Origin of the sequence: Flavobacterium ginsenosidimutans (assembly GCF_037478105.1) — a bacterium.
In the GTDB taxonomy this organism is placed as follows: Bacteria; Bacteroidota; Bacteroidia; order Flavobacteriales; family Flavobacteriaceae; genus Flavobacterium; species Flavobacterium ginsenosidimutans.
In genome coordinates this window covers 4123158-4137465 of sequence record NZ_CP147988.1, presented here as the reverse complement: position 1 = coordinate 4137465, position 14308 = coordinate 4123158, and the positions used below count along the sequence as shown (strand labels likewise).

Below are 14308 nucleotides of genomic sequence, written 5' to 3'. Positions count from 1 at the left end.
TTGAAAACTTTGATAGCGTGCGTCTCAGCTAATAATATCCCTATTTCCTTTAAACATGGGTTCTCTAGTATTACAGGCAATGATGAAGAAAATGCAATATTAAAAATTGGGCTGTTAGTGCGTAAGATTATTTTTTCAGCCATATTTTGCAGGCTTGATAATATTGATTCTAAATTTTCCCATTTAACAGAACATACTATAAAATCAGCTATCTGTGCGCTGCCAACGATTTTTTTTTGCTATTTCCTTTAAATTGCCTATCTCCTTAGCATCAAAAGCTAAAACCCCATAACCTAATTGGGCTGCCTTAATCGCAAAATTAATTTTGATGGCTCCAGCCCCCATAACTCCTAATTTCATTTTTAGCATCTGTTTTTTAGAATGTGGCCTTCCGATTGATTTTTATGCTTTTAATGCTCGCTCAAGCAGTGCTTGCTGCCTATATGCCTAATGTTTTGCCATCACTAAAATACGCCTATCGGCATTCTGAACTGAAGCATTTTTTTTGAAAATTTAGTGGCTATTGGTTAGATCAGGCAAATTTTATTGGGCTTTTCCATTTTCAGTGTATTTAAAATATTAATATCTAGAGCAGCTGGACAATTTTTAATTTCTTCTTTTCGGCTTCCTTCCGATAGCTGGCTTTTTCCCCACTTGGTGGCTTTTTGAGTGATTTTTTTGATTATAAGCGACTGATATGTAGCGGTTTGAACTGTTAAATTTTTATTTTTGTTTAACCTTTTATTGTTTTCGTTAAACAAAATTGATTAACTTAGTGTGACAATAAAAAAAAAAACTTATGAAAACATTCAAAATTAAATTAATTGCTTTTTTAGCCTTAATTGCGTTAGTCAGTATTTCATGCAGTAATGATGATGATTCATCCCAGCAGCTTCAGCCAATAGCAGCTGCTGCCAAAACAAATCCTAATCTTAGCTCTTTGGTGGCCGCTTTGGATAAAGCGGGCCTTACTGCAACATTGAACTCCTCCGGTACCTATACCGTTTTTGCACCCACTAATGAGGCATTCACTGCCTTTTTATCTGCCAATGGCTACGCTAATCTTGATGCGGTTCCAGTGGCGGCATTAAAAGAAATATTGCTCAATCATGTTTTAAGCGCTAAAGTTAAATCTGCTGAAATTGAGACCGGTTATGTCAAAACCTTAGCCAAAGGCAGCGCCTCATCTTCCAATACAATCAGCATGTATCTTGAAAAAGGCGCCACTGTTGATGTAAATGGCGGTAAAGCAAATGGAGGGGCAACAGTAACAGCAGCTGATATTGAAGCTTCAAATGGGGTCATTCATATTGTTGATGGCGTTATCGGACTTCCTACAATTGTAAATCATGCGGCAGCCAACAAGAATTTCACAACATTAGTGGCTGCCTTGACCTATAATCCTGCCTCTGGTTTTGCCGGAATTCTATCGGGAACAGCCAGTTCTCCCTTTACTGTTTTTGCGCCTACCAATGCCGCCTTTGCCGCTTTTCTTACAGAAACTGGATTTTCCGGACTTGCGGCAATTCCTGCTAATGTTCTTGAAACAACTCTGAAGTATCATGTGGTGGCTGGAGCAAATGTAGAGTCATCTGCTTTAACGGATGGGCAGTCTGTAAGCACATTTGCAGGACAGAATTTTAAGGTTGGTTTAACCGGAGGCGCAAAGATTACAGATGCCAGCGGAAGAGTAAGCAATATTATCGCAACAGATGTACAGTGCTCAAATGGAATAATTCATGTAATTGATAAAGTACTGCTGCCAAATTTTAGCTTATAAGCCCTATTTGCACTGAAATATTGCTCAATCTTTCGGTAGGCTCTTAGAAATTTAAAAAGCGGTTAAAAACATTTTTAACCGCTTTTTTAAACCTATTGGGATATCTATTGAAATTTTGTGATTTGTATTCTAAGATGGCTGTTCAGGGCATTAAAAAAGAATCTTAATGAAGCTAAGCTGCATAATTAGATTTATTTTGTCCAGTCTTATCTGGCAATTGCCAAACAGCAGCCGCTTTCAATTCTAATTCGGCAGATTACGAAAGCCTGCTATCAATAAAATCGATTATAAATTTTAATCTGCATATGGAAATCATGGAAAATGTTGTTATAATAGGAGGCAGCAAAGGAATCGGAAGAGCTATTTTGGAGCAGCAGTTAGAGCATAAGCGGGTATGCAATATCAGCAGGACGGCACCTGAAATTCTGCATCCCAATCTGATTCACTGCAGTGCCGATGTATTAGCGGATGCACTTCCCGAAATAGAAGGCGTTGATGCTCTTATCTATTGTCCTGGTTCCATAAATTTAAAGCCTATTTTGAGTTTAAGCGCCGATGATTTCAGAAATGATTTTGAAATTAATGTGATAGGCGCCGTGAAGGCGATTCAGCATTTTCTGCCTGCCTTAAAGAAGGGAAAAAATCCTTCGATAGTTCTGTTCAGCAGCGTTGCGGCAAAACTAGGAATGCCTTTCCATGCCAGCACTGCAGCAGCCAAGTCGGGAGTGGAGGGGCTGGTTAAGTCGCTCGGTGCAGAACTTGCCCCTTTGGTTCGGATTAATGCCATTGCGCCCACTATTACGGAAACTTCCCTATCTGCTTCCATTTTAAGAAATGACCGCATGAAGGAAAATATGATGCAGCGGCACCCCATGAAAAATTACCTGAAGCCAAAAGAAGTGGCTCGTATGGCAGGCTATCTGATTTCTGAAGATGCAGCTTCAATTTCGGGCCAGATTTTCCCAATGGACTATGGTTTGGTAAGCTTTAAATTGTAAAAAATGAAAATTCTCTTAACAGGTGCAACAGGCTATATAGGCAGGAGGCTTTTACCCCTGCTGCTGGAGAATGGCAGTGAAGTAATCTGCTGTGTGAGGGATAAAAGCAGATTCCGTTTTCCTGAAAAGCTAACCGATAAAATACAGGTTATCGAAGTTGATTTTTTAGATCCGGGAAGCCTCAATAAGATTCCCGATGATATTGATGCGGCCTATTATCTGATACATTCCATGTCTGGCGCTTCCAATTATGATGAACTGGAAAGCATTTCGGCAAATTATTTCATTGAAAAAATAAACAGGACAAATGCAAAACAGATCATTTATCTCAGCGGAATTGTAAACGGCCGGTCACTATCCAAGCATTTGTCATCAAGAAAGGCAGTAGAGGATATTTTAAAAACCGCAGCAGTTCCCTCAACTGTGCTTCGGGCTGGAATCATAGTTGGATCAGGAAGCGCTTCTTTTGAGATAATGCGGGACCTGGTGGATAAGCTGCCCATTATGATTGCCCCAAAATGGCTCAATACGAAATGCCAGCCGATTGCAATCGGTGACGTTTTGGAATTTTTAATCCGGTCACTCTTAAATCCATTGGCTTACAGCAAAAGTTTTGATATCGGGGGGCCAGATATATTGACCTATAAAGAAATGCTTTTGGAGTTTGCTAAAGCTAAAAACCTGAAGAGGCATATTTTTACAATACCGGTAATGACGCCAAAATTATCGTCCTATTGGCTGTATTTTGTCACCTCAACTTCCTTCAAACTGGCTTCAGCGCTGGTCAGCAGTATGAAAACAGAAGTGATCTGCAGCGATAATAATATTAATAGCATGCTGGGAATCGCTCCTATTGCCTACAGGCAGGCAGTAGAGAGGGCTTTGAAAAAAATTAGTGAAGATGATATCCTCTCAAGCTGGAAGGACTCACAGGTAAGCGGGCTGTTTAGGGGAAATGTTTCCCAATACCTAAAAGTTCCAAAAAAGGGCTGCTATATTGACAGAAGGAAAAGAACGGTAATAGACCGGGAATATACTATTGCCCGAATCTGGTCTATTGGCGGAGAAACAGGATGGTATTATGCCGACTGGCTTTGGGATTTGCGCGGCTTCATCGATAAGATTTTTGGAGGTGTTGGAACCCGAAGGGGAAGGACAAATAAAAATGGGCTGCATGCAGGAGATGCACTGGATTTCTGGAGGGTGGTATATGCCAATAAAGCGGAAGGGAAACTGGTTTTATATGCCGAGATGAAGCTGCCCGGTGAAGCATGGCTGGAATTTAAAATAATCGGCAATACCTTATATCAGGCCGCTACTTTTAAGCCGCGCGGATTGATGGGCAAAGCATACTGGTATTGCGTCCTGCCGTTTCATGGCTTTATATTTGACGGAATGCTTAAAAAGCTGATTCAGCAGCGCAATTGACGGCATAACTCGATTAAATTAGGGTTTATAAGGCGCCTGTTTTAAACAGGCGCTATAAATCCGAATCTTTTTTCTCCATTAAAAATTCTACTGTGCCTTCCTGCATCTTAAATGCTTAATCTGTTCAAATGGAGCCTATTAAAGGATAGGGGGCCAGAAAATAATTTTTAGTTATGCTTTTATCAGCTTTAAGAAGCGGTAAGCTTTTTTTCCATTGTTTTTTTAGATGCATGACCGCTGAAAAGATTTCCTTTTTTGATTCTTTTTGTGAGGATTATAAAGGCAAAAACCGGCTGATAAAATAATAGGGGCGTCGGTTATGAATTAATTTGCCATTTGGGTCTCCGCATTTAATTATGCTTTAAATTTAAAGCATTAAACCATTGCAATGAAAATTAGTCTTATTAAAATAACTTTAAATGCGTAAAAATGAAGGCCCCAATTTTATTTATGATCTCTTTATTTCTATTACTGTCCTGCTCAAAGAACGAAGCAGATGATTCAGGCCAAGATTCCGCTTATGTGGACGATGATTTGGCCGGGCCCATTTCCAGGCCAAAAACCGGCTATGGATCAGATGGAGCCTATACTGTGGCAAAAATCAGTTTTCCAAGCCCGCTGTACAGTGGCAGAAATGTTGAAATATTTTACCCAAAAGATATTGCTTCCCCAAGACCCGTAATTTTTTATTCGCATCCATTTGGAGGAGAGGAAAGTGCATATAATATTGGATTGTATGAATTCATCGCAAAAAAAGGATATGCTGTGGTTTTTGCGCCTTATCCCACAACGGGTGTGACAGTGGATGAAAGGTATGGCGTACTATGGGAAAGCTTTAAAAAAGCTGCCGCGGATTACCCTGATGTAATTGATACCAAAAAAGTAGGCTTTATGGGGCATTCATTTGGCGCAGGAGCCTCTTTTGCTTTAGCCCATAGAGGGTTTGTTGATGAAGGCTGGGGAGAGAACGGACGTTTTATTTTTGCAATGGCGCAATGGTATTCCTATGAAATTACGCAGGAGGAACTGCAAAATTTTCCGGAAAACACAAAACTGATAACCCAGGTATATAATGACGACGTAACGAATGACCATAGGATGGCAATTGATATTTTTAAGAATATAAATATTCCAAACTCTGAAAAAGATTTTATTTTAATGAAAAAATCTGTATTGCCTACTTTCACATACAGCGCGGAGCATAATCTTCCCAATACGCAAAGCTCATATGATGCATATGATTACTATGGGATCTACAGATTGCTTGACGCACTGATTGATTATAGTTTTAATGGAAATTCGGCAGCCAAAAATGTAGCGCTAGGAAATGGATCTAAAGAGCAGGCAACAATGCCGAGCTATAATGGCCAGGCGCTGTCTCCATTGGAAGTGACTGATGATCCTTCTCCCTTATATCCACAGAGTAAATATTCTTTCCAATGTGGAGCATCAAATAATCCGAGAATTGCAAACTGCAATTAAAAATCTGTACATTTTGAAGAGATGGCTAAGACAAATAGACGCATTTTAGCTTCAGAGGCAATAAAAAGCTTGAGAAGCAGATTAATATTTCAAGAAGCTTAGAAAATGCTGTCTGCAGGCATTTTGCTGCTGTTTTCAGCATTCAGATTGAACAGGTCTTTTATGGCACTTTAAAGATGGGCATCACGCCCATCTTTTTTTTTGATGATTTTTAAGAGAATTGAAATAGGCAAGGCATTTTCTTCAGTTCTGGCAGGCTGCTGATGGAAATTGAGGCTTGCCATCATCATAAGGGACAGGAAGGCACAGCAGAAAGTTGTGCTTGTAATGGGGCTGATGTAATTGTTCCTTTGTCCTGCATTTAAATCAGAACGCGCTGTCTGATTTTTGCAATGGACGTTTAACGGTAAAAGAAACAGTTATGATTGCAGATATTTCTTGGGGAGCTTATGCGGCTTCCGTTATTGCTTTTGTTTTGGTGTGGTATGGGTTTGTGTATTTCCGATATTACTCGAAGAATATCAGCTCTGTTTTCAAAGGCAGATCGGGGAGCAGATCTTCTGTCGGGAAGAATGAAAAAAGGCTGGGGCCTTTTTCAGAATACAGCGAGCCTTTTGATACTCTTGAAGATGCTGAGGAATTGTTTAATAGGCTGTTAGGCGTGTTTTCTGAAAGTAACGATAGAGGTGTGTCTAAAGCTGAATTCAGGCATTATCTGCAGTTTGTGCTTGCTGAATATCCTTTTGTAAGGCAGTCTGCTTTACGCGATAAGATAAATTCCCTTACGGTCTTGGAAAGCCAAAAATATCCTGAATTTCTGCTGAGCGCGGAAGAGATGGATCGCTTATGGGACAATGGTGAAGAGTAAAGCTTATGCAGAGGAATATCCCTGTTCGCTCTAGTGCGGTATGGCATTTTGTGACAAGGAGATAGCAGCTGTAACAGCGGTATTTCTCTGCTTTTATTTCAAGTGATGGTTTAATTTAAATGATGGGAGATGAAAAGGTGTGGATGGAAATTAAAGGAGCTGGATGAAGAAAAAGTATTATCCTATTGTATTCTGGCATTAATGCTAATATATGAAGCTAGAATTTATGCCCAAGATGGAGTGGCTGGAATTAATGAGGCAAACCAGAAGGTGCGCAGCTATTTTGATGCGGGAACCGAACTGATGTATGCCGTAGGAGCCATACTGGGACTAATCGGAGCAGTAAAGGTGTATCAGAAATGGAATGCGGGTGATCCTGATACGGGCAAGGTGGCGGCCGCCTGGTTTGGGAGCTGCGTGTTTCTGGTGGTGGTCGCCACGGTCATTAAGTCCTTCTTTGGAGTCTGATGGCAAACAGTGTATATAAGATCAATAAAGGCATTAATCAAAGCATTGAATTCAAGGGTCTGAAAGCGCAGTATATCTGGTACTTGGGAGGTGGTGTTGTTATGCTGATGATCTTATTTGGCGTGCTGTATATTATTGGAATCCCTTCCCTTGCATGCGTTATTTTTATTGGAATGGCAGGAGGTCTTCTCGTTTTTAAAATATACAGAATGAGCAATAAGTATGGCGAGTATGGAATGATGAAAGCAATTGCTAAAAAGCAGGTTCCAAAATGGATCAAGGCGTACAGTAGGGCTATATTTATAAAATTATAGCTATAGAACGTTAAATGTGGATTATGATGTATGAAAATCTTAAACTTATATGCCGGAATTGGAGGCAACAGGAAAAGCTGGACAGCCGTATCAGTGACAGCTGTGGAGCTGGATCCTTTGCTGGCTGCGATATATGCACAGAGATTTCCTGATGATACAGTGATAGTTGCCGATGCGCATCAGTATCTTTTAGACCATTTCAATGAATTTGATTTTATCTGGTCTTCTCCGCCATGCCAGTCACATTCTTCTTTCAGGCACAATATATGCGTGAGATTTAGAGGCACTGTCCCAGTCTACCCTGATATGCGGCTTTATCAGGAAATACTGTTTCTAAAGCATAACGCTTTGTGTTTCTGGGCAGTTGAGAATGTCAAGCCTTATTATAAGCCTCTTATTGAGCCGGATGCAGTGCTGCATCGCCATCTGTTCTGGTCAAATTTCACGATACATGCAGCTGATGCCCTTTCAGACATAAAGATCAGATATGCCCAGATACCCGATCTTGAAAAAGTTTTAGGATTCAGCCTCAAGGAATTCAAGCTAAAGAATAGAAGACAGATTCTTCGCAACTGCGTGGATCCGCGGCTTGGACTCCATATCCTAAAAATGGCTAAAGCGGCATATGCCGGCAGCGGTAATCGTTCAGCTGTAAAACAGTAGGTAAAATACATTAAAGATGAAAAAGGAGATGAAGGAAATACTGCCGATTATGGCAGTGGAGCATGACTGCATTTTATCAAAGCAGGGGGATGCGACAGTAGTTTTTAAAGCGGAACTGCCTGAGATTTTCACATTGTCGGATCAGGAGTATGAAGCTTTTCACCAGTCCTGGATTAAAGCGATAAAGGTGCTCCCCAAGTTCTGCGTCTTCCATAAGCAGGACTGGTTTTTAGAGAGTGCCTATAAAGCTGATTTTTCAGGCGGTGGGGACAGTTTTCTGGCAAGAAGCAGCGAGCGTTTTTTTAATGAGAGGCCATTTCTGGACCATTGCTGCTATATCATGCTTACCAAGAAGCCGCAAGGCAGAAGGAATTCAACATCATTGTTTTCCAATCTGCTCAGGGGTTCCATCGTTCCTGAAGAGGCTTTAAAGCCGCAGCTGCTGCAGGATTTTATCGATGTATGCGGGCAGTTTAAAAGGATTATGGAAGACAGCGGGTTTGTTAAGCTTATTCGTTTGAAGAATGATTCGCTTAGAAGCCAGAGCAGAAGGATCGGGCTGGTGGAAAAGTACTGTTTCTTATCTGAAGCAGAAGATTCATTTGTTTTTAGCGATATCAGCTTTGATGAAGGGATTGCGGTTGGAGATAAGCACTGCCAGCTCTTTACGCTTGGCGATGTGGCCGACCTGCCGGGGCTCTGCGGCTCTCGGATCAATTTTGACCGCTATTCGACCGATAAGACGAAATTCAGTATAGGATTTGCCTCAACATTGGGACAGCTCTTATCCTGCAATCATATCTACAATCAGTATCTCTTTATTGAGGATGCCCAGAAGACGATCCAGAAGCTGGAGAGCAAAAGGCTTCGGCTCCAGTCCCTGTCCGCTTGCAGCAGGGAAAATTTAATAGCAAGGGATGCCACGAATGATTTTCTGAACGAGGCGGTCTCACAGCAGAGGCTTGCTGTCAAGGCGCATTTCAATGTTCTGGCATGGAGTGCTGACAAGGAAGAGGGGAAAGATATTAAAAACAAGGTGTCGTCAGCTCTGGCGCAGATGGATGCCGCCGCAAAACAGGAGACTGTCGGAGCGCCTCAGATCTATTGGGCCGGCATGCCTGGAAATGCAGCAGATTTTCCAATGAACGATGCCTTTGACACATTTACGGAACAGGCGGTCTGCTTTCTGAATATGGAAACAGGCTATAAGAGTTCGCTCAGTCCTGTCGGGATAAGGCTGGGAGACCGTCTGACAGGAAAGCCCGTGCATGTGGATATCAGCGATGAGCCTGTCAGGATGGGAATCTGCACCAACAGGAATAAGTTTATTTTGGGGCCTTCGGGAAGCGGCAAGTCGTTTTTTACCAACCATATGGTCAGAAGCTACTACGAGCAGGGAACCCATATTGTGCTGGTGGATGTGGGGCACAGCTACAAGGGCTTGTGCGATATGGTCGGCGGCTATTATTTCACCTATGACGAGAAGAATCCGATCCGGTTTAATCCGTTTTATATTTCAGAAGGGGATAATCTGGATACCGAGAAAAAGGAAAGCATCAAAACGCTTCTGCTGGCTCTGTGGAAGAAAGATGACGAGACTTTCAACAGGAGCGAGTATGTGGCGCTTTCCAACGCCCTGCAGCTGTATTATGGAAAGCTGGAAATCCATTCTGATATTTTTCCGTGTTTTAACAGCTTCTATGAGTTTTTAAAGGATGATTTTGTTTCCATTCTGGAAGATGATAAAGTGAAAGAGAAAGATTTTGATGTGAACAATTTTCTCTATGTGCTGCGTCCCTACTACAAGGGAGGGGAGTTTGACTATCTATTGAATGCAACAGAGAATCTGGAGCTTCTAAAGGAAAGATTCATTGTATTTGAGCTTGACAATATCAAAGACCATCCGATTCTTTTTCCAGTGGTGACAATCATTATAATGGAAGTGTTCATCAGCAAGATGAGAAAGCTCAAAGGCATACGAAAAATGATCCTCATTGAAGAAGCTTGGAAAGCTATAGCTAAGGAAGGTATGGCAGAATATATCAAGTATCTCTTTAAGACTGTCCGCAAGTTTTTTGGGGAAGCTATAGTAGTCACGCAGGAAGTTGAGGATATCATTTCTTCGCCTGTTGTAAAGCAGGCCATTATCAACAACAGCGACTGCAAGATCCTTCTGGATCAGAGCAAATACCAGAATAAGTTTGACCAGATACAGGAGCTGCTTGGTCTTACGGAGAAAGAGAAAGCCCTTGTGCTTTCAGTCAATAAAGCCAATGATCCTGATAGGAAATATAAGGAAGTTTTTATCTCTCTTGGCGGGATGCTTTCAAAAGTATACAGGACAGAGGTTTCATTGGAGGAATATCTTGCCTATACCACAGAGGAAAGCGAGAAGGTGAAAATGAATGCCTATGCGAAAAAGTTTGGAGGGGACATCAGAAAAGGAATTGCAGCAATGGCTCAGGACATTAGAAACGGAAATTAAATGAAAAGGAAAAATGAAAAAGAAATTAATTGCCTGCATGGTCTGCCTGCTGCTGATCACCAGTCCGGCAAGGCCTGCAGAAAGAATGGCCGCGCTGCCGATACTGGAGATTGTGAAAGCGGTTACCAAAAAAGTCATAAAAGCGATTGATCTGAGAATCCAGAGGCTGCAGAATAAAACCATCTGGCTTCAGAATGCGCAGAAGCAGGCAGAGAATGTCCTTTCAAAATTAAAGCTTGATGAGATTTCAGAATGGACACAGAAACAGAAAGACCTATACAAAGGCTATTATGAGGAACTGGGTAAGGTAAAATCAATTATCACCTATTACCAGAGGATAAGGGAAATAGCCAAAAAACAATCCAGACTGGTTCAGGAATATGAAAGGGCCTGGAATCTTTTCAGACAGGATCCCCATTTTAAAGACAGCGAAATCCAGTATATGGAGCGGGTCTATTCAGGCATTATGGAAGAAAGCCTGAAGAATATCGACCAGATCTTTTTGATGCTGGATTCTTTCACCACCCAGATGAGCGATCTCAAACGTCTTGAAATCATCAATAAGGCTGCAGACCAGATTGATGCCAATTATGATGACCTGCTGCTTTTTAACCGGCAGAATGTGATGCTGAGCCTTCAGAGGGCTAAAACAGAGGCAGATGCCAAACAGGTAAAACAATTTTACGGAATACCATAATTCAATAAAAAACATGAAAAAGATAACTGTAATTCTAATAGTGCTATGTGTTTTTAACCATAGTATGATTGGGCAGGCAAAGCAGAGAAAGGAACTGCTGCTTCAGATTGCGGCGCTTAAGGTCTATATTGACTATGCGAAGAAAGGGTATTCGGCCGTATCCAAAGGGCTGAATTTTATAGGGGATGCCAAGAGGGGCGAGGTGAACCTTCATGGCGATTATTTTGCATCGCTTCTGAAAATAAATCCAAAAGTCAGGGATTATTATAAAACAGCTGAAATTATTTCAATGCAGCTTCAGATCGTCAAAATCTATAAAAAGGCTCTTGCCGAACTGAAGGGAACGGATCTGTTTCATGGTGATGAACTGGATTATATAGAACGCTCCTTTAAAAGGCTTCTTGAGAACGGCAGCAGGACACTGGATGAACTGCTGGCTGTTACTGCTGATTCAAAACTGGAACTGAAAGATGACCAGAGGATCCAGCGCATTGATGCGCTGCACAGTACAATGCTGGAAGATTATAATTTCTGCGTTTCTTTCAGCAGGGAAGCCAAACTGCTTTCGCTCTCAAAAGCTGGCGAGAAAAAAGATTCTAAAGATTTAGATATTATCTACGGACTATAAAAATAAGCAGAGATGAAAAAGATGGCGATTATAGCACTGCTGGTTTTTCTGGGCCTGGTTCCTTATCGCACGAGAGGCCAGTCAGCAGAAATTCAGCAGCTGATCTTAAATATTGAAAAGCTCTCGCAGTTCAAAAAGATTCTCAGTGACATGAAAAAGGGATACGAGCTGCTCTCGGGAGGCTATAAGACAGTTAAAGACATGACGGAAGGAAACTTCAGCCTTCATAAAACCTTTCTGGATGGCCTGATGCAGGTCAGCCCTGCGGTTAAGAACTACAAAAGGGTGGGGGATATTGCCAATTTTCAGATTCTTTTAATGAAAGAAAGCAGGAAAGGGCTTTCCAGATTTATGGAAAGCGAAAGCTTCAGCGCGCAGGAAATTGCCTATTTCGAAAAGGTTTACGGGAATCTTTTGAGCCAGAGCCTGAGAAATCTTGACGAGCTGGCCACTGTGATCACTGCCGATAAGCTCAGGATGTCGGATGATGAAAGGCTTGAGGCTGTCGATGCTATCTATCTGGAGATGCAGGACAGACTGCTGTTTCTGCGAAGCTTTAATAGGGAATCAAGCGTCTTGGCGCTGCAGCGGGCTAAAGAAACAAAAGACGCATATGCATCGAAAGAACTTCAGAACTTAAAAAATTAATGTGATGGAAATCTATAAATCTTTAAGGGGAGCGCTGTTTTTAAATGCCTCATTGCTGATGCCTTTTGCGGGTCAGGCTCAGGGGCTGGGAGATGATATGCAGAGCCTTCACTCCGTATTGGAGAGGCTGTATGATGAGATGATGCCGCTATGCGGCAATCTTCTGGCAGTCGGGCAGGGTATAGCAGGGTTTGGAACGATCTGGTACATAGCTTCACGGGTCTGGCGCCACATTGCAAACGCAGAGCCCATCGATTTTTATCCGCTGTTCCGTCCTTTTGTGATCGGCTTCTGCATTATGATATTTCCATCGGTGCTGGCCCTGATCAACGGGGTGATGAAACCCACTGTAACGGCTACCGCCGCAATGGTCACCGGTTCCAATAATGCTGTTGCGGTGCTGCTGAAGGAAAAGGAAAAAGCGGTCAGGGAAACGGATCCCTGGAAAATGTATGTTGGGGTATCAGGTGCCGGGGACCGGGACAGATGGTATAAATACACCCATGATGAAGATCCTTCGGATGAGGGCATGCTTGCCGGTATAGGGAATGATGTGAAATTCGCGATGGAAAAAGCTTCCTACAGCTTCAGAAACTCTGTTAAGGAATGGATGGGCGAAGTATTGAGGGTATTATTCGAGGCGGCCGCCCTATGCATTGATACGCTCAGAACTTTTCAGCTGGTTGTGCTATCCATTCTGGGGCCTCTCGTATTTGGAATCGCCGTTTTTGACGGGTTCCAGCATACCCTCACTGTCTGGCTGGCAAGATACATCAACATATACCTCTGGCTCCCCGTTGCCAATATTTTTGGGAGCATCATCGGAAAAATCCAGGAACTGATGCTGAGGCTGGATCTGTCTCAGGTGCAGTCGACGGGAGACACCTTTTTCAGCAGGACCGACATGGCTTATCTCATCTTTATGATTATCGGCATTATAGGATATTTTACAGTTCCATCGGTGGCCAACTATATCGTCCATGCGGCTGGAGGAGGCGCTTTAGGCCAGAAAGTGACGGGTCTGCTGGGCAGTTCTGCAAGTTCGGCTGTTTCCAAAACATCCCTTGGGGCGGGTATGGCCATGGATGCTATGGGCAATGCGGCTGGAAGGATGTCCCAGAGCATGCCAGCATCTTCGGCGGGTTCGCCTTATTTTGAAGAGAAAGGAAATTATATGGGCGATAAGCTCAAAGGAAACTCAAAGTAATCTAAAAATAACAGGGCATGTTTACCAGAATGAAAAATATAGATACGGCATTCCGATATGTCAGGGGATTTACCATGCTGGTGATTGCAGGCTGCGTTATCATCTGCTGCTATACGCTCTACAGAAGCTTTGGGTCTGTGGCACAGATGCAGGACAGAGTCTATATACTGGCCAATGGCAAGGCTTTGGAAGCCTATGCATCAGAGCGGAAAGATAATGTGCCGGTTGAAGCAAGGGATCATGTAAAAACTTTCCATAAGCTTTTCTTTACCCTTGATCCCGATGACAAAGTGATTAAAACAAATATCACTAAAGCGCTCTATTTGGCAGATGACAGCGCTAAACGCATTTATGATGACCTGAAAGAGAATAATTTTTATTCCGGCATCATATCGGGAAACATAAGCCAGACTATCCAGATTGATAGCGTGAGCATCGATGTCAGGGAATATCCCTACCGTTTTAAATGCTATGCGAGACAGAACATTATCCGCACTACCAGCATTCTGAAAAGAAGCCTGCTTACCGAAGGTGCCCTGCGCAATGTGTCAAGAAGCGACAATAATCCGCATGGTTTTCTTATCGAGCGGTTTAATACGGTTGAAAATAAGGATCTCTCGGCTGAAGCCAGAAAATAGAATT

16 protein-coding genes are annotated in these 14308 nt (G+C 42.3%); 14 read left to right on the top strand and 2 right to left on the bottom strand.

The window, feature by feature from the left end; translation table 11 throughout:
* Nucleotides 1–204: 204 nt before the first annotated feature.
* Both V6624_RS18055 and V6624_RS18050 read right to left on the bottom strand, forming a co-directional pair.
* Nucleotides 205–360 carry a hypothetical protein gene (locus V6624_RS18055; protein ID WP_338839613.1) on the bottom strand — a complete coding sequence of 52 codons (156 nt, stop codon included), beginning with the start codon at nucleotides 358–360 and terminating at the stop codon, nucleotides 205–207.
* A 167-nt stretch (nucleotides 361–527) separates the two neighbouring features.
* The gene (locus tag V6624_RS18050; RefSeq protein WP_338839612.1) at nucleotides 528–761 is read right to left on the bottom strand and encodes a hypothetical protein; all 234 of its coding nucleotides are present in this window, start codon (nucleotides 759–761) and stop codon (nucleotides 528–530) included.
* A 38-nt stretch (nucleotides 762–799) separates the two neighbouring features.
* Between V6624_RS18050 and V6624_RS18045 the strand changes: the two genes are divergently transcribed.
* From V6624_RS18045 to traK, 14 genes are all read left to right on the top strand, one after another.
* The gene (locus V6624_RS18045) at nucleotides 800–1780 is read left to right on the top strand and encodes a fasciclin domain-containing protein (protein WP_338839611.1); all 981 of its coding nucleotides are present in this window, start codon (nucleotides 800–802) and stop codon (nucleotides 1778–1780) included.
* A gap of 314 nt (nucleotides 1781–2094) precedes the next feature.
* Nucleotides 2095–2778, top strand: a complete 684-nt coding sequence (locus tag V6624_RS18040; protein ID WP_263522997.1) for an SDR family NAD(P)-dependent oxidoreductase — start codon at nucleotides 2095–2097, stop codon at nucleotides 2776–2778.
* A gap of 3 nt (nucleotides 2779–2781) precedes the next feature.
* Nucleotides 2782–4206 (top strand): SDR family oxidoreductase, encoded by a 1425-nt coding sequence (locus tag V6624_RS18035; protein WP_263522989.1) that lies wholly within the window; start codon nucleotides 2782–2784, stop codon nucleotides 4204–4206.
* 429 nt (nucleotides 4207–4635) lie between these two features.
* Nucleotides 4636–5688: an alpha/beta hydrolase gene (locus V6624_RS18030; protein WP_338839610.1), complete on the top strand. Its 1053-nt coding sequence runs from the start codon at nucleotides 4636–4638 to the stop codon at nucleotides 5686–5688.
* Nucleotides 5689–6109: 421 nt separating this feature from the next.
* Nucleotides 6110–6556: a hypothetical protein gene (locus V6624_RS18025; protein WP_263522987.1), complete on the top strand. Its 447-nt coding sequence runs from the start codon at nucleotides 6110–6112 to the stop codon at nucleotides 6554–6556.
* Nucleotides 6557–6757: 201 nt separating this feature from the next.
* On the top strand, nucleotides 6758–7024 hold the full coding sequence (locus tag V6624_RS18020; protein WP_263522996.1) for a DUF4134 domain-containing protein: 267 nt from the start codon (nucleotides 6758–6760) through the stop codon (nucleotides 7022–7024).
* A complete protein-coding gene (locus tag V6624_RS18015; RefSeq protein ID WP_263522986.1) occupies nucleotides 7024–7338 on the top strand; it encodes a DUF4133 domain-containing protein in 315 nt (104 codons plus the stop codon). The genes V6624_RS18020 and V6624_RS18015 overlap by 1 nt, the downstream gene beginning before the upstream one ends.
* A gap of 30 nt (nucleotides 7339–7368) precedes the next feature.
* Nucleotides 7369–8001 (top strand): DNA cytosine methyltransferase, encoded by a 633-nt coding sequence (locus tag V6624_RS18010; RefSeq protein ID WP_263522985.1) that lies wholly within the window; start codon nucleotides 7369–7371, stop codon nucleotides 7999–8001.
* Nucleotides 8002–8017: 16 nt separating this feature from the next.
* The gene (locus tag V6624_RS18005) at nucleotides 8018–10486 is read left to right on the top strand and encodes a TraG family conjugative transposon ATPase (RefSeq protein ID WP_263522984.1); all 2469 of its coding nucleotides are present in this window, start codon (nucleotides 8018–8020) and stop codon (nucleotides 10484–10486) included.
* A gap of 13 nt (nucleotides 10487–10499) precedes the next feature.
* A complete protein-coding gene (locus V6624_RS18000; RefSeq protein WP_263522983.1) occupies nucleotides 10500–11183 on the top strand; it encodes a conjugal transfer protein TraI in 684 nt (227 codons plus the stop codon).
* A 13-nt stretch (nucleotides 11184–11196) separates the two neighbouring features.
* Entirely contained in the window at nucleotides 11197–11811 is a 615-nt protein-coding gene (locus tag V6624_RS17995) for a hypothetical protein (RefSeq protein ID WP_338839609.1), read from the top strand.
* 12 nt (nucleotides 11812–11823) lie between these two features.
* The gene (locus tag V6624_RS17990) at nucleotides 11824–12459 is read left to right on the top strand and encodes a TerB family tellurite resistance protein (RefSeq protein WP_318013868.1); all 636 of its coding nucleotides are present in this window, start codon (nucleotides 11824–11826) and stop codon (nucleotides 12457–12459) included.
* Nucleotides 12460–12463: 4 nt separating this feature from the next.
* Nucleotides 12464–13666 (top strand): conjugative transposon protein TraJ, encoded by a 1203-nt coding sequence (gene traJ / locus V6624_RS17985; RefSeq protein ID WP_263522981.1) that lies wholly within the window; start codon nucleotides 12464–12466, stop codon nucleotides 13664–13666.
* Nucleotides 13667–13683: 17 nt separating this feature from the next.
* Nucleotides 13684–14304 carry a conjugative transposon protein TraK gene (traK, locus tag V6624_RS17980; protein ID WP_263522980.1) on the top strand — a complete coding sequence of 207 codons (621 nt, stop codon included), beginning with the start codon at nucleotides 13684–13686 and terminating at the stop codon, nucleotides 14302–14304.
* Nucleotides 14305–14308 lie beyond the last annotated feature (4 nt).